The sequence below is a fragment of the Okibacterium sp. AC114 genome (assembly GCF_979253355.1).
This window is the reverse complement of record NZ_CEEDBR010000001.1, coordinates 2,445,565-2,466,511: the sequence shown is the minus strand read 5'-3', so window position 1 is coordinate 2,466,511 and position 20,947 is coordinate 2,445,565. Positions and strand designations below refer to the sequence as shown.

Genomic DNA, 20,947 nt, shown 5'->3' with positions numbered 1-20,947 from the left:
TATGGCTCAGACCGAAGAGAAGGTCGCCGAGGCTGTTGTCCGCGGCTACCGAAAGACTCGTCGTGGCTACGTCGTCAGCGACAAGATGGACAAGACCATCGTCGTCGAGGTCGAAGACCGCGTGAAGCACCCGCTGTACGGCAAGGTCATCCGCCGCACGTCCAAGGTGAAGGCTCACGACGAGCTCAACACCGCCGGCATCGGCGACCTCGTTCTCATCAGCGAGACCCGTCCCCTGAGCGCTTCGAAGCGCTGGCGCCTGGTCGAGATTCTCGAGAAGGCCAAGTAAGCCCCCGCGGGCTTGCTTCGTAGAAGGAGTATCAAGTGATTCAGCAGGAATCCCGGCTCAAGGTGGCCGACAACACCGGCGCCAAGGAGCTGCTCACCATCCGCGTTCTCGGAGGCTCCGGCCGCCGTTACGCCGGATTGGGTGACACGATCGTGGCAACGGTCAAAGACGCCATCCCCGGTGGAAACGTGAAGAAGGGTGACGTCGTCAAGGCGGTCATCGTTCGCACGAAGAAGGAAGTTCGCCGCCCGGACGGTTCGTACATCAAGTTCGACGAGAACGCCGCAGTGATCTTGAAGAACGACGGTGACCCCCGCGGTACCCGTATCTTCGGACCGGTCGGTCGCGAACTCCGCGACAAGAAGTTCATGAAGATCGTCTCGTTGGCACCGGAGGTTATCTAAGTCATGGCAAAGATCAAAAAAGGCGACCTCGTTCAGGTCATCTCGGGCGCAACCCAGGCCCGCGGCGGAGACCGCGGCAAGCAGGGCAAAGTCATCGAGGTGCTCGTCGAGAAGAACCGCGTGATCGTCGAAGGCGTCAACTACGTCACCAAGCACGTCCGTCAGGGTCAGACCCAGCGCGGATCGAAGACTGGTGGCATCGAGACGCACGAAGCGCCGATCCACATCTCCAACGTCGCGCTTGTCGACCCGGAGACCAAGAAGCCGACTCGCGTCGGTCACCGCAACGAAACCGTAACGAAGAACGGCGTCGAGAAGACGGTCCGCGTTCGTTACGCCAAGACGTCTGGTAAGGACCTGTAATGACCGACACCGCAACTGCTGCGCCGGCTGGCAAGATCCAGCCGCGCCTCAAGCAGAAGTACCGCAGCGAAATCGTTCCGGCCCTCAAGGACCAGTTCGGCTTCGGCAACGTGCACCAGGTTCCCGGCCTCGTCAAGGTCGTCGTGAACACGGGTGTGGGTGAGGCAGCTCGCGATGGCAAGATCATCGACGGCGCTGTTTCGGACCTCACCAAGATCACGGGCCAGAAGCCGCAGGTCACCAAGGCCCGCAAGTCGATCGCTCAGTTCAAGCTGCGCGAAGGCCAGCCCATTGGTGCACACGTCACGCTTCGTGGCGACCGCGCCTGGGAATTCCTGGACCGTCTGCTCTCGCTCGCACTGCCTCGCATCCGCGACTTCCGCGGTCTGAGCGACCAGCAGTTCGACGGAAACGGCAACTACACGTTCGGTCTTCAGGAGCAGAGTGTGTTCCACGAGATCGATCAGGATAAGATCGACCGGGTTCGCGGTTTCGACATCACTGTCGTCACCACCGCGAAGACGGACGAAGAGGGCCGCGCACTGTTGAAGTCGCTCGGTTTCCCGTTCCGTAGCTCCGAAACTTCCAACTAACTTTCGAATCATCTGATTCGTCTCGTGTTGGACAACGGGCCCGGGGTTTTCCCGGGCCCGTACCACCACAGGTCGTCGTTCGTGTAACGGGCGCCGAAACCTGGTGACAAAAGGAAAAATCATATGACAATGACAGATCCGGTCGCAGACATGCTGACCAGACTGCGCAACGCGAACTCGGCGCACCACGACACCGTGTCGATGCCGCACTCCAAGCTCAAAGGGCACATCGCCGACATCCTCAAGGCCGAAGGTTACATCTCGGGCTGGGAAGTTGCCGACGCCCGCGTCGGACAGACGCTCACGCTGAACCTCAAGTTCGGTCCGAACCGCGAACGCTCCATCGCCGGCATCAAGCGTGTCTCGAAGCCCGGCCTCCGCGTCTACGCGAAGTCGACCGAGATTCCCCGTGTTCTCGGCGGGCTCGGCGTAGCCATCCTGTCCACCTCCTCCGGTCTGCTCACCGACCGTCAGGCTGAGAAGAAGGGCGTAGGCGGAGAAGTACTCGCCTACGTGTGGTAGCCATTCATGTCTCGTATTGGAAGACTCCCCATTCAGATTCCTGCCGGCGTCACCGTTTCGGTTGACGGCCGTCAGGTTGCCGTGAAGGGCCCGAAGGGTGAGCTCGCGCTCACCGTCGCCCAGCCCATCGAAGTTGCTATCGAAGAGGGCCAGGTGCTCGTCACCCGTCCCGACGACGAGCGCGACTCCCGTTCGCTGCACGGCCTCACGCGCACGCTCATCGCCAACCAGATCATCGGTGTCACCGAGGGTTACACCAAGGGCCTCGAGGTCGTTGGAACCGGTTACCGCGTTCAGCAGCGTGGCGCCAACGTCGAGTTCGCACTCGGCTTCTCGCACCCCGTCATGATCGAACCGCCCGCTGGGATCACGCTCACGGTCGAGGGCAACAACAAGCTCACGATCTCGGGCATCGACAAGCAGGCCGTCGGTGAGGCTGCTGCCAACATCCGCAAGATTCGTAAGCCGGAGCCCTACAAGGGCAAGGGTGTCCGTTACGCCGGCGAGAACGTTCGCCGCAAGGCCGGAAAGTCGGGTAAGTAACCATGGCCGTTAAGACCAAGTCTGCTGCGCGTGACCGTCGTCACGCCCGGCTGCGCAAGAAGATCGAAGGCACCGAGGTTCGTCCCCGTCTCGTCGTGAACCGTTCGTCCCGCCACGTTTTCGTGCAGGTCGTCGACGACAGCAAGGGCCACACCCTCGTTTCCGCCTCAACGCTCGAGAGCGACCTGCGGTCGTTCGACGGTGACAAGACCGCCAAGGCCAAGCGCGTCGGCGAACTCGTCGCCGAACGTGCCAAGAGCGCTGGCATCGAAGACGTCGTATTCGACCGTGGCGGCAACCGCTACGCCGGACGCGTCGCTGCGATCGCCGAAGGCGCACGCGAAGGCGGGTTGAACCTGTGAGCGACAACGAAGTTAAGAAGGAGCAGGAAGTGGCGACTGACCAGACTGCCGCTGAGAAGCCGGTCGAAACCGCCGCTGGCACCGACAACGCGGGTCGCACCGACGCGCGCGGTGAGCGCCGTGGTGGCGGCCGAGGCGAGCGCGGCCAGGGCCGCGACCGCAACAGCCGTGATGCCGACAAGAGCCAGTTCCTGGAGCGCGTCGTCACCATCAACCGCGTGTCGAAGGTCGTGAAGGGTGGACGTCGGTTCAGCTTCACCGCTCTCGTCGTCGTCGGCGATGGCAACGGCCTCGTGGGCGTCGGCTACGGAAAGGCGAAGGAAGTTCCCCTCGCCATTTCGAAGGGTGTTGAAGAGGCGAAGAAGAACTTCTTCCGCGTTCCTCGCACCGGCTCGACGATCCCTCACCCCGTCCAGGGCGAAGCCGCTGCCGGCGTCGTTCTCCTGCGCCCCGCCTCGGGTGGTACCGGTGTTATCGCCGGTGGTCCCGTCCGCGCCGTGCTCGAGTGCGCTGGCATCCACGACGTCTTGAGCAAGTCGCTCGGTTCGTCCAACACGATCAACATCGTGCACGCCACGGTGGCGGCTCTGCAGCAGCTCGAAGAACCTCGTGCCGTTGCTGCCCGTCGCGGTCTGGAATTCGACCAGGTCGCTCCTGCCCGCCTCGTGCGCGCCGAAGCTGAGGCTGTCGCTGCTGCGGCTGCCGCGAAGGTAGGTGCCTAATGGCCGGTCGCCTGAAGGTCACGCAGATCAAGTCCAAAGTTAGTGAGAAGCAGTACCAGCGCGACACTCTGCGCAGCCTGGGACTGAAGCGCATCGGTTCGACGGTCATCCGCCCGGATGACTCGCAGAACCGCGGCTACGTCAACACTGTTGCTCACCTCGTAAAAGTTGAGGAGATCGACTAATGGCTGACGAGAAGAAAGACGTCACCGAGGAGACCCCCAAGAAGGCTCCCGCCAAGAAGGCAGCGCCCAAGGCTGCTGCCGACAAGGCTCCCGCCGCCAAGGCTCCGGCCAAGAAGGCTCCCGCGAAGAAGGCTGCAGCTTCGGCTGACGCCGCTTCCGTCGAGTCGGCTCCTGTCGCCAAGAAGGCTCCGGCCAAGAAGGCAGCAGAAGAGGTCGAAGCCCGCGTGCAGGTTCTGAAGGTGCACCACCTTCGTCCCGCCGCCGGCTCCAAGAAGGAACGCACGCGCGTCGGCCGTGGTGAAGGATCCAAGGGTAAGACCGCGGGTCGTGGAACCAAGGGTACGAAGGCCCGTTACTCCGTTCGTCCCGGGTTCGCCGGTGGGCAGCTGCCGCTGCACATGCGTGCGCCGAAGCTGCGCGGGTTCAAGAACCCGTTCCGCGTCGAGTACCAGGTCGTCAACCTGGAGAAGCTGGCCGAGCTCTACCCGGCCGGTGGCGACGTCACCATCCAGGACCTCGTGCTCAAGGGCGCCGTTCGCAAGAACGAGAAGGTCAAGGTTCTCGGCAACGGTGACATTTCAGTTAAGCTGAACGTAGCGGTTGACAAGGTCTCTGACTCTGCCGAGCAGAAGATCGTGGCAGCCGGGGGCTCTGTAAAGTAGCTTTCGGGCTGTTCCGTGTCAGGAACTCACCCGGGTGGTCGTGAAAGCGGCCACCCGGGCCGACCCCGCTTAACCCTCAGGAGGCACCCCCTTGTTTAGCGCCGTTGCGCGGATCTTCCGCACACCCGACTTGCGTCGGAAGATCGGTTTCACTCTGGGCATCATCGCCCTCTACCGCTTGGGGTCCTTCATCCCGGCACCGTTTGTCGACTTCGGCAACGTGCAGGCGTGTCTCGCTCAGAACCAGGGAACCTCCGGTCTCTACGAGCTCGTCAACCTCTTCTCCGGTGGTGCACTCCTCCAGCTGTCGATCTTCGCGCTGGGAATCATGCCCTACATCACCGCGTCGATCATCGTGCAGCTCCTGCGCGTGGTCATCCCGCACTTCGAAACCCTGCACAAAGAGGGTCAGGCGGGCCAGGGCAAGCTGACGCAGTACACGCGTTACCTCACAATCTTCCTCGGTGTTCTTCAATCGACCACCCTGATCACCGTCGCCCGATCGGGTGCCCTCTTCGGCACGAACTCCGGCGGCGAGTGCTCGCAGTTGCTCACCAATGACGCGTGGTACGCCATCCTGCTCATGGTCATCACCATGACCGCCGGCACGGGCCTCATCATGTGGATGGGCGAGCTCATCACCGAACGCGGCGTCGGCAACGGCATGTCGCTGCTGATCTTCACGTCCATCTCCGCCACATTCCCCGCCTCGCTGTGGGCCATCTGGCAGTCGCGTGGCGTCGAGACCTTCCTGCTCGTTCTCGCGGTCGGCCTGCTGATCGTCGGACTCGTGGTCTTCGTCGAACAGTCGCAGCGTCGCATCCCGGTGCAATATGCCAAGCGCATGGTCGGTCGCCGCACCTACGGTGGCAACAACACCTACATCCCGATCAAGGTCAACATGGCCGGCGTCGTGCCCGTCATCTTCGCCTCGTCGTTGCTCTACCTGCCCGCTTTGATCGCGCAGTTCAACCAGCCCGCTGCGGGTCAGGAGCCGGCGGCGTGGGTCACCTGGGTCACCAACTACCTGACCAAGGGCGATCACCCGCTCTACATGCTCCTGTACTTCCTGCTCATCGTGGGCTTCACCTACTTCTACGTGGCGATCACCTTCAACCCTGAAGAAGTGGCCGACAACATGAAGAAGTACGGCGGGTTCATCCCCGGCATTCGCGCCGGCCGGCCCACGGCGGAGTACCTGGACTACGTGCTCACCCGCGTGACCCTTCCCGGATCGATCTACCTCGGTTTGATCGCGCTCATCCCGCTCATCGCCCTGGCCCTGGTCGGCGCCAACCAGAACTTCCCGTTCGGTGGCGCGTCGATCCTGATCATCGTCGGCGTGGGACTCGAGACCGTGAAGCAGATCGACTCGCAGCTTCAACAGCGTCACTACGAAGGACTCCTGCGTTGAGCGGCGACCGAGGCATCCGTTTGCTCATCGTCGGGCCTCCCGGGGCGGGCAAGGGTACGCAGGCTTCGGCGGTCGCTGAGGCTTACGGCATCCCCGCTATTTCGACGGGCGACATCTTCCGCGCGAACATCGAGCAGGGCACCGAACTGGGCAAACAAGTCCAGGAAGTGATGGCCTCTGGCGGATTCGTTCCCGATGAGCTCACGAACTCGATCGTGGCCGACCGGCTGAAGCAGGAAGACGCTCAGGGCGGCTTCTTGCTCGACGGCTACCCGCGGACGACCGAGCAGGTGCACGAGCTCGATCGCATCCTCGCCGAGAGCGGTGCCGAACTCGACGCCGTCATCCAGTTGCAGGCCGACACCGACGAGGTCGTCAAGCGCCTCACGAAGCGCGCGCTCGAACAGGGGCGTGTCGATGACACCGAAGACGTGATTCGTCACCGCCAAGATCTCTACCGTGAGCAGACCGAGCCCGTCATCGCCATCTACGCCGAACGCGGCGTCGTCGTCGAGGTCGATGGACTCGGAACCGTGGATGACGTGGCAGCACGGGTTCGGGATGGCCTCGCCGCCCGCGGGCTCGGTGTCCACGCGTAGTTTCGGCTCTGACGCGTAGCTTCGGCTCTGACGCCTAGCTTCGGCTCTGACGCCTAGCTTCGGCTCTCACGCCTAGCTACGGCGTTCACCCCGAGCAACCTGGTGTTCGTAACCTCGGCGTTCGCATCACAGGTCGACACGCCGAAGGCTCGTGAAATCTCAGCAGAGCAGGCCCGCACAGTCGGTCGTGGTGAGAATAGTCAGTCGTGGGCGCGAGCGCCCCGAGAGGAGTAGCGAATGCTGCGCAAATCTATTTACAAGTCGCCGGCGCAGCTGCGCCTCATGATGGCCCCCGGTGCTGCTACAGCAGCGTCGCTCGAGGCAGCACGCTCCGCGATCCGCGTCGGTGCCTCCACCCTCGACGTGAACGCTGCGGCCGAAGCGGCAATCGTCGCACTCGGCGGCCAGCCCAACTTCGTGCTCGAACCCGGCTACAACCACACCATCTGCGCGTCAGTGAACGACGACGTGGTGCACGGCATCCCCAATGCTCGACCGCTCGAACCCGGCGACATCGTCTCGATCGATAGCGGCGCCATCCTCGACGGCTGGAACGGAGACGCGGCGATCACCGTCGTCATCCCCGACCCGACGCGCCCCGACCTGGTAGCAGCCCGGCAGAAGTTGTCCGATGTCACCGAGGGCTCGCTCTGGGCCGGCATCGCCCGACTGGCGCGCGCCAAACACCTCAACGAGGTCGGCGACGCCGTGCAGAGCTATGTCGAGGCACGCGGGGACTACGGCATCCTGACCGACTACATCGGCCACGGCATCGGGCGCTCCATGCACGAGGCGCCACCCGTCTTCAACTACCGGGTCTCTCAGAAGGGCCCCGAGGTGAAGCCCGGGCTGGTCGTCGCCATCGAGCCCATGGTGGTCGCCGGCTCTATCGACACCTACGTGCGCGAGGACGACTGGACGGTCGCCACCGAGGACGGCCTCGACGCGGCCCACTGGGAGCACAGCATCGCGGTGCACAAAGACGGCATCTGGGTGCTTACCGCTCCCGACGGCGGAGCCTCTAGACTGGCCGAATTCGGCGTGACGCCGACGCCCATCGCCTGAAAGGCCGTCCGATGACCGAGAACGTCTACCGCATCGCACTCGCCGCTGCCCACGAGCAACAGCCTGCCGGCGGATGGTGGGGGAGTGTCACACGGATGGCGCCGGGCGACGCGTTGCTCGACGCTCGTGACCTTGGCGCCTCCCGCGGTGACGGCATCTTCGAGACGTTCGGCACGATGGAAGGGCGCGTGCACGCGCTCGATGCGCACCTTGCCCGGCTCGAAAGGTCCGCGCACTCACTCGATCTGCCTGAGCCCAATGTGGAGCAATTGAACGTTGTCGTTCGCCGGGCCGCGCAGGAGATCGGCGCATCCGGGCAAGCGTCGATCAAGCTCGTGCTGACGCGGGGCGTAGAGGGCTCGGGCATTCCAACCGGATGGATGGTGGTTACTGCCATCTCCGAGGAAACCTTTGCGGCCCAGCGACGCGACGGTATCGACGTCGTCGTGCTCGAGCGCGGTTACCCGAGCGACGTGGCCGAGCGGGCGCCCTGGCTCCTCGCGGGCGCCAAGACGTTGTCCTATGCGGTGAACATGGCCGCCCTGCGCGAAGCCAAACGACGTGGCGCCGACGAGGCGCTGTTCGTGTCGACGGATGGTTACGCGCTCGAGGCCCCCACCTCGAATCTGGTCGTGAAACTCGACGGCGAGTTCGTGACGACTCCGCCCGTGAACGGCATCCTCGCCGGAACCACCCAGGGCGACCTCTTCGAGTTGCTCGAGGGCTGGGGTGAGCGAACGTCCTACAGGCTTCTCACCATCTCCGAGGTGTGCCGCGCTGAAGCCGCGTGGCTGCTGTCCAGCGTTCGCCTGGCGGCCCCGCTCCGGTCCCTCGACGGGCAGCAGCTGGCCGTCGACGGCGAACTTACCGCTCGCATCAACGACGCGCTGCTCAGCCGCTGAGCCGGGGCCTGCTCACAGGCCGACCGCGCAGCACGTCCGAGCCGCTGCCACGCTCGGCGCGAGCCCATGCACGCTCGAGGCGGAGCCTAGGCGTCGATGACGTGGACGAGCTCGTCGATGAAGCGCGGGAAGTCGACGGCGTTGCGCACGATGCGCTGCACGTCGGCGCGATTCGAGAACACCTCGACGAACTGATCGAAAACGCTCTGGAAGCTGCCGCGATCGACCGCCGAGAACGCGATGAACGCGACCACATTGACGCGGTACTCGCCCCAGGGGAGAGGCGTTTCGTTGACCGAGATCGCGATGGCGGTGCGCGTCGCCGTCATGGTCATGGCGTGCGGCACGGCCAGCGCCTCGGTGAAGGCCGTGGATGACATGCGCTCGCGTTGCAGGGCCCCCTCGACGTAGCCCTGGTCGACGACGGAGGCCTCGACCATCCGCTCGCCGAGGGTGCGGATCATGGCATCGCTGTCGGAGACCACGAGGTTGCGGAAGAAGAGATCCTCACGGAAGTACTTCAACAGCTGACCTTTGATGCGCTCGCGACGCCGCATGCGCTTGATCTCGGCGATCTCGCGACGAGCGCGGTCGATATCGCCGCCCGTGAGGAACGGCTGGATGACGACGACGCCGGGGGAGGGCACGGGTGGTTCGATCGTGGACAGCACGAGATCGGTATCGATGGTCGACCAGTCGACGTCGCTACGCGTGACCACCTGACGCACCCGCAACTCGGTGCCGAGCGACCCCTCGACCCGCTGCAGCAGCAGGCTGTGCAGATCGTAATAGTTGGGGCAGACGATGGTGCAGGTGACCAGATCGTCGCCGTACATCTGCCGCTCGAGCTGCGCACCCACGTGCATGGCGATGTAGGCGATCTCGTCGTCGTTGACGGTTATGGCGGCGCGTTCCTGCAGACGGCTGGCGATGTAGACGGCCAACTCGTAGATCATCGGGAACGAACTCTTGATGCTCTTGGTGAGCGGGTTGCGCGAATAGGAGCGGTCCTTGGCGCGCCGCACCAGGTTCTGCACGTGCATCGACAAACGCACGAGGAAGTCCTCGTCGGAGAGGTCGACGACGTACTGTTCGCTCGCGGCCTGCGTGATGTCCCGCATGGTCTCGAGGATGTCGCGGTCGAGGTAGTCGTCGCCCTCATGCGCGTGGGCGTGGGCGGGTTCGGCCCCCGGCGTGATGACGCGCGTGCCGAGCAGATGCGCCAAGTAGTCGATCTCGGCGCCACCGAGGTCGACCTCGAAATGCGTCTGGATGAGGGAGTGCAGATCCTGGCCCACACCCTCGGGCGGCAGATCCGTTTGGGGTGCGTTCGTCTCGATGTCGCGGTGCTTCGAGACCCGGTCGACCGCGATGGCGATGTGGAGGAGGACATCCGCGATGCCGTATTCGTTGACGTAGTAACCGCGCGCGGTGAGCGCCTGCACCAGATCGGTCTTGAAGGCGCCGAGGGTCTGTGCCGAGAATTCGCGTTGGATGGCGACGAGCTCGACCATGCCGCGCTCGGTCTCTTCGCGGAACATCCTGCTGAGCAGGCGCCGCCTGGCGGTCTCCGTTCCGGTCAGCGTGACGACGCTGCCGGCGCGCCCGAGTCGCAGCGTCTCGCCCGAAAGCAGCTGCCGAACGCGCCCGAGGTCGGCCTCGATGGTCGAGTCGCTCACGTGCAGGGTGGCGGCGAGGTCGTAAACGTCGAGCCCGTCGGGGCTGTCGATGAGGCGCCGCACGATGGCATAGAGCCGGTCGCGGGGCGTTTCGGAGTCGGCACCGACGGCGTGCACGAACTGTGTGTAAGCCTCGCGATCGATGCGATAACCGTCGCCACCCGAGCGGATGGGTGCGAGCGGTGCCGCCTCGTCCTTGATCTGGGTGACATAGCTGCGCACGCTGCGCGGGGTCACGCCCAGGACATCGCTCAATTCGCCGGCCGTCACCCAGCCGCCGTCGCGCGCGAGGTAGGTGAGGAGCCGTTCGTGTTTGTCGCGGATCACCGAACCTCCTTCCCGCGTTATTCGAGTTAACCATCTCGAACCCGTGTAAGAGGTCAGCGCACCCGCCTTTCCGGGGTGCCGGAAAGCGATCTAGTGGCACGGATGCTCGAGCGGGACGAATATGGCAAGGTCGGCAGCATCCTGCCGAAGCAACGGTTGTAAAGCGGAGGCAGTCAATGAGGATCCTCATTGTGTGTGGCGCGGGCGCGTCCAGCACATTCGTCGCACTGCGCGTTCGCCGCACCGTCGCATCCCGCGGCCTCGACCATGTCGTCGAGGCAGGCTCGGTCGAGCGCATCCCCGAGGCGAACGAAACGCTGGGTGGCGAGTTGCGCCCCGCCGAGGCATCCGCCAACCGTGCCGACGTCGTGCTCATCGGCCCGCACCTGGCGGACCAGTTCGCCGGGCTGAACGAGCGCATCGAGCGTTCCGGCGGCCGGGCCGTCCTGCTGCCCAGCGACATCTTCACCGACGCATCCGGCGACCGGGCCCTCGACCTGGCACTGGCCGCACCCATCACCACCCCGTAAGGAACCCCATGATTGAACGCACTGTCAGCATCGGCTCGGCCAACGGGCTGCACGCGCGCCCCGCGAAGCTGTTCGCGCAGGCGGCGTCGGGCGCCGGCATCCCCGTCACGATTCAGAAAGACGGCGGCAAGGCTGTCAACGCGGCAAGCATCCTGGGCGTCATCTCGCTCGGCATCGAACACGGCGACACGGTGACCGTCACGGCCGACGGCGCCGGCGACGACGCCGAACAGGTTCTCGACACCCTGACCGAGCTGCTGGCCACGGACCACGACAATGCCTAGCGCCACCACCACGCAGGGCCAGGCACCCGAGATCACCACGCTCACGGGCGTCGGCATCGGCACTGGTGCCGCGGTCGGCCCCATCGCCTTCATGGCCCCCGCCCTTCCCGAGCCGAAGGATGTCGCCTCCACGCGTTCTGTCGACGAGGAGACCGCCCGCGTGCGCACCTCCGTCGCCGTCGTCTCGCAGGAACTCGACGCGCGCGGCCAGAAGGCGGGCGGCGCGGCACAGGAAGTGCTCGAAGCCCAGGCCATGATGGCCGAGGACCCGGCCCTCACCGAACTCATCGACCAGAAGATCGCCGCTGGCGGCACGGCCGAGCGCGCAGTCTTCGAGGCGTTCTCCTCCTTCCGCGCCCAGCTCGAGGCCCTCGGCGGCTATCTCGCCGAGCGTGCCGCCGACCTCGACGACGTGTCGCAGCGTGTGATCGCCGACCTCAGTGGTGTTGCGGCCCCCGGCGTCCCCGAGCGCGATGAACCGTTCATCCTCATCGCGCGCGACCTGGCCCCGGCCGACACGGCCGTGCTCGATCTCACGCGTGTTCTCGCACTCGTGACCACGGATGGCGGACCCACCTCGCACACGGCGATCCTCGCCCGCGAGAAGTCGATCGTCGCTATCGTCGGCACGCAGACCTCCGACGGTCTGAACGACGGCGACATGGTCGTGGTCGACGCGGCTACCGGCCAGGTGACGCTCAACCCCGGCGCGGACCTCGTCGAAGCCACGACAGAGCGCATCCGCGCACGCGCCGCTCAGGCCGAACTTCCCGCAGAGCCCGGACGCCTCGCCGACGGCACGCCCATGCCCCTGCTCGCCAACCTCGGCGACGTGGCTGGCGCGGCCCCCGCCGTCGAACGCGGTGCCGAAGGTGTCGGCCTCTTCCGCACCGAATTCCTCTTCCTCGACTCGACGACGGCCCCCACGGTCGCCGACCAGCGGGCGTCCTACACGGCGCTGCTCGAAGCCTTCGCCGGCAAGAAGGTCGTCGTGCGCCTGCTCGACGCCGGAGCCGACAAGCCGCTGCCGTTCCTCAACGACGCACACGAAGAGAACCCTGCGATGGGGTTGCGCGGCCTGCGGGCCCTGCGCGCCAGCGAGAACCTGCTGCGCGACCAGCTCACGGCTCTCGCCGAGGCGGACGCCGCGACATCCGCAGATCTGTGGGTCATGGCGCCTATGGTGTCGACGGTCGAAGAGACGGTCTACTTCGTCAACATCGCTGCCGAATACGGCATCCGAACGGCCGGCGTCATGGTCGAGGTGCCCTCGGCCGCCCTGCTCGCCGACCGCATCCTGCCGCACGCCGCCTTTGCGTCGATCGGCACCAACGACCTCACCCAGTACACGCTCGCCGCCGACCGTCAGCTCGGCTCGGTGGCCGCCTTCCAGAGCCCCTGGCACCCCGCGGTGCTGCGGCTCATCCAGGAGGTCGCGCGTGCGGGCGAGTCGACGGGCAAACCCGTCGGCGTGTGCGGCGAGGCTGCCGCAGACCCGCTGCTCGCGATCGTTCTCGCGGGCCTCGGTGTCACCTCCCTGTCCATGTCCCCGGCGGCGCTCGCAGACGTGCGCGCCTCCCTTCTCACCGTCACCCTCGACGAGGCACGCACCATTGCCGAGTCCGCCCTGGCCGCCGACGAGGCAGCCGACGCCAAGACCGCAGCGCTCGCCGCGGCAACCCGAATCACAACGAAAGAGAACTGATCATGACGACGACGTCAACGCCCACCCAAAAGGGTGGATTCCGGGTCGGGGTGCAGCGCTTCGGCACCTTCCTCTCGGGCATGGTGATGCCCAACATCGCCGCCTTCATCGCGTGGGGCCTCATCACGGCCCTGTTCATCCCCACCGGCTGGCTGCCGAACGAGCAGATCGCGACCCTGGTCAACCCGACGCTGTTCTTCCTGCTGCCGCTCCTCATCGCCAACACCGGTGGTCGGATGATCTATGACACCCGTGGTGGCGTAGTGGCGACCATCGCGACCATGGGCGTCATCGCCTCGACCATGGGAACCCCCGTGTTCGACGGCGGAACACCCATGTTCCTCGGCGCCATGATCGTCGGCCCCCTCGCCGCCTGGATCATGAAGCAGGTCGACAAGCTCTGGGACGGCAAGATCAAGGCCGGCTTCGAGATGCTCGTCAACAACTTCTCGGCCGGCATCCTCGGTGCCATCCTCGCCATCGGCGCGTTCTTCGCCATCGGCCCGGTCATCAGCGCCCTCACCGACTGGCTCGAAGGTGCTGTCGACTGGCTGGTCGCCGCGTCGCTGCTGCCCCTCGCCTCGATCTTCATCGAGCCCGGCAAGGTGCTGTTCCTGAACAACGCCATCAACCACGGTGTGCTGACCCCCATCGGAACCGCCCAGGCCCAGGATGCCGGCAAGAGCGTGCTGTTCCTGCTCGAGGCGAACCCCGGCCCCGGCCTCGGTCTGCTGCTCGCCTTCGCGTTCTTCGGGCTCGGCGCCGCCCGCGCCACGGCCCCCGGCGCGATCGTGATCCAGTTCCTCGGTGGAATCCACGAAATCTACTTCCCCTACATCCTCGCCAAGCCCGTCCTGCTGCTCTCGGTCATCGCCGGTGGCGCCACCGGTATCGCCACCAACGTGGCCTTCAACTCGGGTCTCGTGAGCCCCGCGTCGCCCGGCAGCATCTTCGCGATCCTCGCGGTCACGGAGAAGGGCAGCTACGTCGGCGTCATCCTGTCGGTCGTCCTGTCCGCCGCCGTGTCGTTCATCATCTCGGCCGTCATCCTGCGGGCCACGCGCAAGCGCGACATCGCTGCGGGCAACGCCGGTGACCTGAGCGCCGCCATCGCGCAGACCGAAGCCAACAAGGGCAAGAAGTCCAGCGTGCTCGGCAACGTCCAGCGCGATGGTGCCGCAGCCGGTGCCACCGCGACCGACGAGGGCCTCGTGGCCACGCTCGAGCGCAAGCCGATCAACAAGATCGTCTTCGCCTGCGACGCCGGCATGGGTTCGAGCGCCATGGGTGCCTCGGTGCTGCGCAACAAGATCAAGAAGGCCGGCATCGACGGCGTCGACGTGACCAACAAGTCGATCGCCAACCTCGACGGCACGGAAGACCTCGTGATCACGCAGCGTGAGCTCACCGACCGTGCCAAGGGCAAGACCCCCGAAGCCACCCACCTCTCGGTGGACAACTTCATGAACAGCCCCAAGTACGACGAGGTCGTCGAACTGCTCCGCGCCGAAGGGCACTGAGCTCAAGAAATAACCGGATGACAGGGCCGGGCGGGTGGCGGCAACTCACAGCCACCCGCCCGGTCGTGTTTGCCAGACTGGGTTCGTCCACCGGCGAACCGAACGTAAGGAAGAAACAGGACCATGAGCGAACAGATTCTTGCCGCCGATCAGATCGAGATCGTGTCGGATGCCGTGACGAAAGAGCAGGCGATCCGCCGGGCCGCCGACATCCTCGAGCGCGTCGGAGCCGTGTCAGACGGCTACTATGCCGCCATGCTGCAGCGTGAAGAGACCGTCAGCACCTACATGGGCAACTTCCTGGCGATCCCGCACGGCACCAACGACGCGAAAGACACCATCACGCGGTCGGCCCTGTCGTTCACGCGCTACGAGCAGCCCATCGACTGGGCGGGCGAAGAAGTTCGTTTCGTCGTCGGCATCGCGGGCGTCAACAACGAGCACCTCGACATCCTGTCGCGCATCGCCATCATCTTCTCCGACGAGGACGAGGTCGCGAAGCTCGCGGATGCCTCCACCACCGACGAGATCTTCGCCCTGCTCGGGGATGTGAACGCCGAATGAAGGCCGTCCACTTCGGCGCCGGCAACATCGGGCGCGGGTTCATCGGAGTCCTCCTGCACGAGGCCGGCTACGACCTCGTCTTCGCCGACGTCAACGGCGAGCTGACCGAGCGCATCGACCGCGTCGGCCACTTCACGGTGCACGAGGTCGGCGAGGGCGGCACCGATCACGTCGTCGACAACGTGCGCGCCATCGACAGCCGCTCCCACGAAGACGAGCTGGTCGCCGAGATCGCTTCGGCCGATATCGTCACCACCGCCGTGGGCCCCAACATCCTGCGTTTCGTCGCGCCCGCCATCGCGCGCGGCATCGACCAGCGCCCCGCGGATGCCGCACCCCTCGCCGTCATGGCATGCGAGAACGCGGTCAACGCCACCGACATCCTGCAGGCCGAGGTGCGCGCGGCCGTGGGCGACGCGGCCTGGGAGAAGCTGGCCGCGAAGGCCGTCTTCGCCAACACCGCGGTCGACCGCATCGTCCCCGCCCAGGAGCCGACGGGCCCCGACGGCATCGACGTCACGGTCGAGACCTTCTCGGAGTGGGCCATCGAGGAGCCGCCCTTCGGCGGCAACGCCCCCCGCATCCCGGGTGCGCACTTCGTGCCCGACCTCGAGCCCTACATCGAACGCAAGCTCTTCACGGTCAACACGGGTCACGCCACGACCGCCTACTTCGGCGCCCTCGCGGGGCACGACGCCATTGCCGACGCAATCGGCGATGCGGATGTCGCGGCCAAGGTCCGCGCCACGCTCGAAGAGACTTCGGCCCTCCTCGTCGAGAAGCACGGCCTCGACGTCACCGAGCAGGACGCGTACCGCGCCACCATCCTGCAGCGTTTCGCCAACCCGCACCTGCCCGACACCGTGTCGCGCGTGGGCCGCCAGCCCCTGCGCAAGCTGTCGCGCAACGAGCGTTTTGTCTCGCCCGCAGCCCAGCTGGCCGAACGTGGCACCGACCCCGTGGCCCTCGTCGCCGCCATCGGTGCTGCACTGCGCTTCGACGCTGCGGATGACGAGCAGAGCGTGCTGATGAAGACGGCTCTTTCCACGCTCACGACCGAGCAATTCGTCGAAGAACACCTCGGGTTGGCGCCCGAACACCCCCTCTACGCATCCCTGTTCGACGTCGTCGCGGCGCGTGCGCAGGAATTATAGAGACGGACTGGTAAATAGCAAGGACATCGCATAAGATCGTTCTTTGGTGCTTTATGCACGCTTTTGGCGTGTCCAGCACCGCATGCAACGCATGACCAGCACACCCTACCTATTGCGACAGTGAGGCTATGGCCAAAAAAGACGGCGTCATCGAAATTGAAGGCTCAGTGGTTGAGGCTCTGCCCAACGCGATGTTCCGCGTTGAGCTGACCAACGGCCACAAGGTGCTTGCCCACATCTCGGGCAAAATGCGCCAGCACTACATCCGAATCCTCCCCGAGGACCGCGTGATCGTCGAGCTGAGCCCCTACGACCTGACCCGCGGCCGGATCGTCTACCGCTACAAGTAGACACTCATCTTTCACACGGGCACGCGCGAGCAATCGGGCGTGTCGATCGGAAAGGTGTGCTGTAAGTAACGGCCGGGAAGGTCGCGGAGTCCGCTCCGCTCCCTGCTGAAGACAGCATCCGGCACGAGGACAGCGACACAAAGGAAAAGAACAATGAAGGTCAACCCCAGCGTCAAGCGCATCTGCGAAAAATGCAAAGTCATTCGTCGCAACGGCCGCGTCATGGTGATCTGCGAGAACCCGCGTCACAAGCAGCGCCAGGGCTAAGTCCCGTGGGCCGGCCGCAAGGCCGGCACCGCCGCTTCGCGGAATGGTGGAGACATCCACCACAACTGAATATGTATTGAGGCAGGTCCAGATCTCGTCGACGTGAGTCGGCGGGGGCCACCCCGGGTTGGAGGCCCGGGCACCGGATCTGCTGCAGACCTCCACTTCAAATAACAGGAGAAGCCACAATGGCACGTCTCGCCGGAGTAGACATTCCCCGCGATAAGCGCGTGGAAGTTGCACTGACGTACATCTATGGTGTTGGCCGCACGAGGGCCCTCAAGACCCTCGCCGACACCTCCATCGATGGAAACATCCGCGTGAAGGATCTGAGCGACGATCAGCTCGTTCTCCTCCGCGACTACATCGAGGGCAACTACAAGGTTGAGGGTGACCTTCGCCGTGAGGTTGCCGCCGACATCCGCCGCAAGGTCGAGATCGGAAGCTACGAGGGCATCCGCCACCGTCGCGGCCTGCCCGTCCGCGGACAGCGCACCAAGACCAACGCTCGTACCCGTAAGGGCCCGAAGCGCACCGTAGCCGGCAAGAAGAAGGCTCGCTAGGCCCCCGGCCAGCGCAGCCCGCCTCAGGATTCAGGAGTAATCATGGCAGCACCCAAGTCGGCTATCCGCAAGCCGCGTAAGAAAGAAAAGAAGAACGTCGCCGTGGGCCAGGCCCACATCAAGTCGACCTTCAACAACACGATCGTCTCGATCACCGACACCACCGGTGCGGTCATCAGCTGGGCCTCCTCGGGTGGCGTCGGCTTCAAGGGTTCGCGTAAGTCGACCCCGTTCGCCGCGCAGCTCGCTGCCGAGTCGGCCGCGCGCCAGGCTCAGGAGCACGGCATGAAGAAGGTCGACGTCTTCGTCAAGGGACCGGGTTCGGGTCGTGAGACCGCGATCCGTTCGCTCCAGGCCGCTGGTCTCGAGGTCGGTTCGATCAACGACGTCACCCCGCAGGCGCACAACGGTTGCCGCCCGCCCAAGCGTCGTCGCGTCTAATCCTTTAGATGTCAGTCCGGCGGAGCCCCAGGCTCCGCCGGCGCTGGCGTCTCAGGGTCGCGACGCGATACCAGAGCTCCAGCGCGCACCTCACAACCTCGCCAACGCAAGTGTCATATAGCGGACACTTAGCCGAAAGGACCACATAGTGCTTATTGCACAGCGCCCAACGCTCACCGAAGAGAACATCTCCGAGTTCCGCAGCCGGTTCGTCATCGAGCCCCTCGAGCCCGGCTTCGGTTACACCCTCGGTAACTCCCTCCGCCGCACGCTGCTCTCCTCGATCCCCGGCGCTGCTGTCACCAGCATCCGCATCGATGGTGTTCTGCACGAGTTCTCGACGATCCCCGGTGTGCGTGAAGACGTCACCGAGATCATCCTCAACATCAAGGGCCTCGTCGTCTCCTCCGAGCACGACGAGCCCATCACCGCTTACCTGCGCAAGACGGGTGCCGGCCAGGTCACTGCTGCCGACATCTCCGCTCCCGCGGGTGTCGAGGTGCACAACCCCGACCTCGTCATCGCGACGCTCAACGAGAAGGCCAAGTTCGAACTCGAGCTGACCATCGAGCGTGGCCGTGGCTATGTGTCGTCCGCCCAGAACCGCAACGAGTTCAGCGAAGCCGGCCAGATTCCGGTCGACTCGATCTACTCGCCCGTTCTCAAGGTCACCTACCGCGTCGAGGCAACTCGTGCCGGTGAGCGCACCGACTTCGACCGCCTCGTGGTCGACGTCGAAACCAAGAACGCGATCACCCCGCGCGACGCCATCGCGTCGGCAGGACGCACCCTCACCGAGCTGTTCGGTCTCGCCCGCGAGCTGAACAACCAGGCTGAGGGCATCGAGATTGGCCCGGCACCCGTCGACGCCGTTCTCTCGAACGAGCTCTCGATCCCGATCGAAGATCTCGACCTCTCGGTTCGCTCCTACAACTGCCTGAAGCGCGAAGGCATCAACACGGTCTCCGAGCTCGTCGCTCTGAGCGAGACCCAGCTGATGAACATCCGCAACTTCGGTCAGAAGTCGGTCGACGAGGTTCGCGACAAGCTCACCGAAATGGGTCTGTCGCTGAAGGATTCGGTGCCCGGTTTCGACGGCGCCCACTTCTACAGCGGCTACGAAGAAGAGACCATCTAAGTCTCGTCCTCGAGACACTTTTCACCACATAACTCTGGAGAACGACAAGAATGCCTAAGCCAACTAAGGGCCCCCGCCTCGGAGGCGGTCCTGCACACGAGCGCCTCATGCTGGCGAACCTCGCCGCCGCGCTGTTCACCCACAAGCGCATCACCACCACCGAGACCAAGGCCAAGCGCCTGCGTCCCGTCGCCGAGCGTCTCGTGACGTTCGCGAAGCGTGGCGACCTGCACGCGCGCCGTCGCGTCATGGGAATTATCAGCGACAAGTCCGTCGTGCACGAACTCTTCACCGAGATCGCGCCCCTCGTGGCCGAGCGCGAAGGCGGCTACACCCGCATCATCAAGACCGGTTACCGCAAGGGCGACAACGCCCCCATGGCCGTGATCGAGCTCGTTCTCGAGCCCGTCACGCCCAAGGTGAAGTCGGCCAAGAAGTCCGCAGCCGCTCAGCCGGTCGCCACCGAGGCTCCGGCCGAGGAAGCGCCCGTCGAAGAGACCGCTGCTGACGAGACCGTCGTCGCCGATGACGCTGCCGAGGCCGACACCTCCGCTGCCGCCACCGACGAGGCTGCCGCCGACGAGAAGGCCGACGACGCCAAGTAGTCGACCTCTTCATCACGAACGAAGCCCCCGCGCCCTCGAGGCGGCGGGGGTTTCGTCGTTCCCGGGCGCAGAGGGGAGATCCATCGGGGTGGGGTGACGCCTCCCAGAGGGCCTCAGTAGGGTGGATGGATGACCGAGAGCCTGACACCCCTGGACGAGCGAGTCGATGCGCCCCTCGAACTGCCGGGGCTCGAGCATCCCGACGTCGCGGTGTGGCGACCGGCCACCGAAGAAGACCTGGACGCACTCGTCGAGGCGCAACATGCCATCGATGCGGCCGATCACCCCACGCATGCCACCACGAGGGAGTGGATTGCCGAACAGCTGACCTCGTCGGCCGTCGACAACGCCGCCGACACGATCGTGGGGTTCGACGGGGCGGGGGTCGTCGTCGCGTACGGCGCGGTGGTGCTGCATCCGCTGCACGACACGCGCGTGCAGGTGTACCTCATGGGCGGTGTGCACCCCGAGCATCGTGCGCGCGGCATCGGGCGACAACTCTTCGCCTGGCAGCATGCCCGTGCGCAGCAGCAATTAGCCGCGACATCCGCGACGCTGCCCGGGTGGGTGATGGCCTATGAGGACGAGGGGAACGCGGATGCCGTTTCGGTGGCGAAGCGCACGGGGCTGAAGGTTGCTCGGTACTTCACGACCATGGTGCGCGAGGTGGGCGATCCGATTCCCGAGCTCGTGCCGCCCGAGGGTGTCGAGATCCGCGCATTCGGTGCGGATGTGGCCGAGGAGGCGCGGCTGGCGCGCAACGACGCTTTTCGCGACCACTGGGGGAGTCAGCCGACCGCGACGGAGCGGTGGGAGCACTTCACGGGTGCGCCGAACTTCAGGAACGAGCTGTCGCGCGTGGCCGTCGAGGTGGCGACCGGGCGTGTCGTCGCGTTCTGTCTCGTGACCGTGAACGAGGCGGACTGGGCGGCGCAGGGTTTCACGAGTGGGTACATCGAACTCGTCGGCGTGGCGAGGGACTTTCGCCGTCAGGGGCTGGCACCCGCCACCATCGCGGCCACGCTCGCGGCGCTGCGGACAGTGGGCTACGAACGAGCCATCCTCGACGTCGACTCGGAGAGCCCGACCGGTGCCGACACGTTGTACACGAACCTGGGGTTCCGGCCCGACACGCGCGAGGTCGCGCTGGTGGCCGCGTACTAGACGAGCGCAGGCGGGCAGGATGCAGAAGAGC

General features: G+C 65.3%; 28 protein-coding genes. 27 read left to right on the top strand and 1 reads right to left on the bottom strand.

Annotated elements, in window-relative coordinates; genetic code table 11:
• Position 1: 1 nt before the first annotated feature.
• From rpsQ to ACZ6IE_RS11355, 14 genes are all read left to right on the top strand, one after another.
• Positions 2-289, top strand: a complete 288-nt coding sequence (gene rpsQ / locus ACZ6IE_RS11420) for a 30S ribosomal protein S17 (RefSeq protein WP_077055088.1) — start codon at positions 2-4, stop codon at positions 287-289.
• A gap of 35 nt (positions 290-324) precedes the next feature.
• Positions 325-693, top strand: coding sequence for a 50S ribosomal protein L14 (rplN, locus tag ACZ6IE_RS11415; protein ID WP_077055089.1), 369 nt, complete (start codon positions 325-327; stop codon positions 691-693).
• A 3-nt stretch (positions 694-696) separates the two neighbouring features.
• Complete coding sequence (gene rplX / locus ACZ6IE_RS11410) at positions 697-1,056, top strand: 50S ribosomal protein L24 (RefSeq protein WP_077055090.1); 360 nt, start codon at positions 697-699, stop codon at positions 1,054-1,056.
• Complete coding sequence (gene rplE, locus ACZ6IE_RS11405) at positions 1,056-1,649, top strand: 50S ribosomal protein L5 (RefSeq protein ID WP_077055091.1); 594 nt, start codon at positions 1,056-1,058, stop codon at positions 1,647-1,649. The genes rplX and rplE overlap by 1 nt, the downstream gene beginning before the upstream one ends.
• A 123-nt stretch (positions 1,650-1,772) precedes the next feature.
• On the top strand, positions 1,773-2,171 hold the full coding sequence (rpsH, locus tag ACZ6IE_RS11400; RefSeq protein WP_077055092.1) for a 30S ribosomal protein S8: 399 nt from the start codon (positions 1,773-1,775) through the stop codon (positions 2,169-2,171).
• Positions 2,172-2,177: 6 nt separating this feature from the next.
• On the top strand, positions 2,178-2,714 hold the full coding sequence (gene rplF, locus ACZ6IE_RS11395) for a 50S ribosomal protein L6 (protein ID WP_077055093.1): 537 nt from the start codon (positions 2,178-2,180) through the stop codon (positions 2,712-2,714).
• A gap of 2 nt (positions 2,715-2,716) precedes the next feature.
• The gene (gene rplR / locus ACZ6IE_RS11390; RefSeq protein WP_077055094.1) at positions 2,717-3,076 is read left to right on the top strand and encodes a 50S ribosomal protein L18; all 360 of its coding nucleotides are present in this window, start codon (positions 2,717-2,719) and stop codon (positions 3,074-3,076) included.
• Between the two features lie 29 nt (positions 3,077-3,105).
• Positions 3,106-3,798 (top strand): 30S ribosomal protein S5, encoded by a 693-nt coding sequence (rpsE, locus tag ACZ6IE_RS11385; protein ID WP_234991124.1) that lies wholly within the window; start codon positions 3,106-3,108, stop codon positions 3,796-3,798.
• Positions 3,798-3,983 (top strand): 50S ribosomal protein L30, encoded by a 186-nt coding sequence (rpmD, locus tag ACZ6IE_RS11380; protein ID WP_077055096.1) that lies wholly within the window; start codon positions 3,798-3,800, stop codon positions 3,981-3,983. The genes rpsE and rpmD overlap by 1 nt, the downstream gene beginning before the upstream one ends.
• Positions 3,983-4,645, top strand: a complete 663-nt coding sequence (gene rplO, locus ACZ6IE_RS11375; protein WP_079728055.1) for a 50S ribosomal protein L15 — start codon at positions 3,983-3,985, stop codon at positions 4,643-4,645. The genes rpmD and rplO overlap by 1 nt, the downstream gene beginning before the upstream one ends.
• Before the next feature lie 91 nt (positions 4,646-4,736).
• Entirely contained in the window at positions 4,737-6,059 is a 1,323-nt protein-coding gene (secY, locus tag ACZ6IE_RS11370; protein ID WP_077055098.1) for a preprotein translocase subunit SecY, read from the top strand.
• Complete coding sequence (locus ACZ6IE_RS11365) at positions 6,056-6,658, top strand: adenylate kinase (protein ID WP_464608041.1); 603 nt, start codon at positions 6,056-6,058, stop codon at positions 6,656-6,658. Before secY ends, ACZ6IE_RS11365 begins: the two co-directional genes overlap by 4 nt.
• A gap of 237 nt (positions 6,659-6,895) precedes the next feature.
• Positions 6,896-7,723, top strand: a complete 828-nt coding sequence (gene map, locus ACZ6IE_RS11360; RefSeq protein WP_464608040.1) for a type I methionyl aminopeptidase — start codon at positions 6,896-6,898, stop codon at positions 7,721-7,723.
• A gap of 11 nt (positions 7,724-7,734) precedes the next feature.
• Positions 7,735-8,625: an aminodeoxychorismate lyase gene (locus ACZ6IE_RS11355; protein ID WP_464608039.1), complete on the top strand. Its 891-nt coding sequence runs from the start codon at positions 7,735-7,737 to the stop codon at positions 8,623-8,625.
• An 86-nt stretch (positions 8,626-8,711) separates the two neighbouring features.
• Here ACZ6IE_RS11355 and ACZ6IE_RS11350 read toward each other — a convergent pair whose 3' ends face one another.
• On the bottom strand, positions 8,712-10,631 hold the full coding sequence (locus ACZ6IE_RS11350) for a BglG family transcription antiterminator (RefSeq protein ID WP_464608038.1): 1,920 nt from the start codon (positions 10,629-10,631) through the stop codon (positions 8,712-8,714).
• 176 nt (positions 10,632-10,807) lie between these two features.
• Here ACZ6IE_RS11350 and ACZ6IE_RS11345 point away from each other — a divergent pair, with 176 nt between their 5' ends.
• From ACZ6IE_RS11345 to ACZ6IE_RS11285, 13 genes are all read left to right on the top strand, one after another.
• Positions 10,808-11,161 carry a PTS sugar transporter gene (locus ACZ6IE_RS11345; protein ID WP_464608037.1) on the top strand — a complete coding sequence of 118 codons (354 nt, stop codon included), beginning with the start codon at positions 10,808-10,810 and terminating at the stop codon, positions 11,159-11,161.
• Positions 11,162-11,169: 8 nt separating this feature from the next.
• Entirely contained in the window at positions 11,170-11,445 is a 276-nt protein-coding gene (locus ACZ6IE_RS11340) for an HPr family phosphocarrier protein (protein ID WP_464608036.1), read from the top strand.
• Complete coding sequence (gene ptsP, locus ACZ6IE_RS11335) at positions 11,438-13,150, top strand: phosphoenolpyruvate--protein phosphotransferase (protein ID WP_464608035.1); 1,713 nt, start codon at positions 11,438-11,440, stop codon at positions 13,148-13,150. Before ACZ6IE_RS11340 ends, ptsP begins: the two co-directional genes overlap by 8 nt.
• 2 nt (positions 13,151-13,152) lie before the next feature.
• Positions 13,153-14,670 carry a PTS mannitol transporter subunit IICB gene (locus ACZ6IE_RS11330; protein WP_464608034.1) on the top strand — a complete coding sequence of 506 codons (1,518 nt, stop codon included), beginning with the start codon at positions 13,153-13,155 and terminating at the stop codon, positions 14,668-14,670.
• Between the two features lie 123 nt (positions 14,671-14,793).
• On the top strand, positions 14,794-15,234 hold the full coding sequence (locus ACZ6IE_RS11325) for a PTS mannitol transporter subunit IIA (protein ID WP_077055105.1): 441 nt from the start codon (positions 14,794-14,796) through the stop codon (positions 15,232-15,234).
• The gene (locus ACZ6IE_RS11320) at positions 15,231-16,388 is read left to right on the top strand and encodes a mannitol-1-phosphate 5-dehydrogenase (protein WP_464608033.1); all 1,158 of its coding nucleotides are present in this window, start codon (positions 15,231-15,233) and stop codon (positions 16,386-16,388) included. Before ACZ6IE_RS11325 ends, ACZ6IE_RS11320 begins: the two co-directional genes overlap by 4 nt.
• Positions 16,389-16,516: 128 nt before the next feature.
• Positions 16,517-16,738 carry a translation initiation factor IF-1 gene (gene infA / locus ACZ6IE_RS11315; protein ID WP_021759551.1) on the top strand — a complete coding sequence of 74 codons (222 nt, stop codon included), beginning with the start codon at positions 16,517-16,519 and terminating at the stop codon, positions 16,736-16,738.
• 153 nt (positions 16,739-16,891) lie between these two features.
• Entirely contained in the window at positions 16,892-17,005 is a 114-nt protein-coding gene (gene rpmJ, locus ACZ6IE_RS11310) for a 50S ribosomal protein L36 (RefSeq protein WP_077055107.1), read from the top strand.
• Positions 17,006-17,193: 188 nt separating this feature from the next.
• On the top strand, positions 17,194-17,568 hold the full coding sequence (gene rpsM / locus ACZ6IE_RS11305; protein WP_066277124.1) for a 30S ribosomal protein S13: 375 nt from the start codon (positions 17,194-17,196) through the stop codon (positions 17,566-17,568).
• Positions 17,569-17,610: 42 nt separating this feature from the next.
• The gene (gene rpsK / locus ACZ6IE_RS11300) at positions 17,611-18,009 is read left to right on the top strand and encodes a 30S ribosomal protein S11 (protein ID WP_077055108.1); all 399 of its coding nucleotides are present in this window, start codon (positions 17,611-17,613) and stop codon (positions 18,007-18,009) included.
• 148 nt (positions 18,010-18,157) lie between these two features.
• Positions 18,158-19,147 carry a DNA-directed RNA polymerase subunit alpha gene (locus ACZ6IE_RS11295; protein ID WP_077055109.1) on the top strand — a complete coding sequence of 330 codons (990 nt, stop codon included), beginning with the start codon at positions 18,158-18,160 and terminating at the stop codon, positions 19,145-19,147.
• Between the two features lie 50 nt (positions 19,148-19,197).
• Positions 19,198-19,752 (top strand): 50S ribosomal protein L17, encoded by a 555-nt coding sequence (rplQ, locus tag ACZ6IE_RS11290; RefSeq protein WP_079728064.1) that lies wholly within the window; start codon positions 19,198-19,200, stop codon positions 19,750-19,752.
• Positions 19,753-19,881: 129 nt separating this feature from the next.
• A complete protein-coding gene (locus ACZ6IE_RS11285) occupies positions 19,882-20,916 on the top strand; it encodes a GNAT family N-acetyltransferase (RefSeq protein WP_464608032.1) in 1,035 nt (344 codons plus the stop codon).
• Positions 20,917-20,947 lie beyond the last annotated feature (31 nt).

What these genes read in the sequence shown, in the direction of transcription:
- rpsQ (WP_077055088.1), top strand. Translation starts at nt 2, where the DNA reads ATGGCTCAGACCGAAGAGAAGGTCGCCGAGGCTGTTGTCCGCGGCTAC.
- rplX (WP_077055090.1), top strand. Translation starts at nt 697, where the DNA reads ATGGCAAAGATCAAAAAAGGCGACCTCGTTCAGGTCATCTCGGGCGCA.
- rplE (WP_077055091.1), top strand. Translation starts at nt 1,056, where the DNA reads ATGACCGACACCGCAACTGCTGCGCCGGCTGGCAAGATCCAGCCGCGC.
- rpsH (WP_077055092.1), top strand. Translation starts at nt 1,773, where the DNA reads ATGACAATGACAGATCCGGTCGCAGACATGCTGACCAGACTGCGCAAC.
- rplF (WP_077055093.1), top strand. Translation starts at nt 2,178, where the DNA reads ATGTCTCGTATTGGAAGACTCCCCATTCAGATTCCTGCCGGCGTCACC.
- rplR (WP_077055094.1), top strand. Translation starts at nt 2,717, where the DNA reads ATGGCCGTTAAGACCAAGTCTGCTGCGCGTGACCGTCGTCACGCCCGG.
- rpmD (WP_077055096.1), top strand. Translation starts at nt 3,798, where the DNA reads ATGGCCGGTCGCCTGAAGGTCACGCAGATCAAGTCCAAAGTTAGTGAG.
- rplO (WP_079728055.1), top strand. Translation starts at nt 3,983, where the DNA reads ATGGCTGACGAGAAGAAAGACGTCACCGAGGAGACCCCCAAGAAGGCT.
- map (WP_464608040.1), top strand. Translation starts at nt 6,896, where the DNA reads ATGCTGCGCAAATCTATTTACAAGTCGCCGGCGCAGCTGCGCCTCATG.
- ACZ6IE_RS11355 (WP_464608039.1), top strand. Translation starts at nt 7,735, where the DNA reads ATGACCGAGAACGTCTACCGCATCGCACTCGCCGCTGCCCACGAGCAA.
- ACZ6IE_RS11345 (WP_464608037.1), top strand. Translation starts at nt 10,808, where the DNA reads ATGAGGATCCTCATTGTGTGTGGCGCGGGCGCGTCCAGCACATTCGTC.
- ACZ6IE_RS11340 (WP_464608036.1), top strand. Translation starts at nt 11,170, where the DNA reads ATGATTGAACGCACTGTCAGCATCGGCTCGGCCAACGGGCTGCACGCG.
- ptsP (WP_464608035.1), top strand. Translation starts at nt 11,438, where the DNA reads ATGCCTAGCGCCACCACCACGCAGGGCCAGGCACCCGAGATCACCACG.
- ACZ6IE_RS11330 (WP_464608034.1), top strand. Translation starts at nt 13,153, where the DNA reads ATGACGACGACGTCAACGCCCACCCAAAAGGGTGGATTCCGGGTCGGG.
- ACZ6IE_RS11325 (WP_077055105.1), top strand. Translation starts at nt 14,794, where the DNA reads ATGAGCGAACAGATTCTTGCCGCCGATCAGATCGAGATCGTGTCGGAT.
- ACZ6IE_RS11320 (WP_464608033.1), top strand. Translation starts at nt 15,231, where the DNA reads ATGAAGGCCGTCCACTTCGGCGCCGGCAACATCGGGCGCGGGTTCATC.
- infA (WP_021759551.1), top strand. Translation starts at nt 16,517, where the DNA reads ATGGCCAAAAAAGACGGCGTCATCGAAATTGAAGGCTCAGTGGTTGAG.
- rpmJ (WP_077055107.1), top strand. Translation starts at nt 16,892, where the DNA reads ATGAAGGTCAACCCCAGCGTCAAGCGCATCTGCGAAAAATGCAAAGTC.
- rpsM (WP_066277124.1), top strand. Translation starts at nt 17,194, where the DNA reads ATGGCACGTCTCGCCGGAGTAGACATTCCCCGCGATAAGCGCGTGGAA.
- rpsK (WP_077055108.1), top strand. Translation starts at nt 17,611, where the DNA reads ATGGCAGCACCCAAGTCGGCTATCCGCAAGCCGCGTAAGAAAGAAAAG.
- rplQ (WP_079728064.1), top strand. Translation starts at nt 19,198, where the DNA reads ATGCCTAAGCCAACTAAGGGCCCCCGCCTCGGAGGCGGTCCTGCACAC.
- ACZ6IE_RS11285 (WP_464608032.1), top strand. Translation starts at nt 19,882, where the DNA reads ATGACCGAGAGCCTGACACCCCTGGACGAGCGAGTCGATGCGCCCCTC.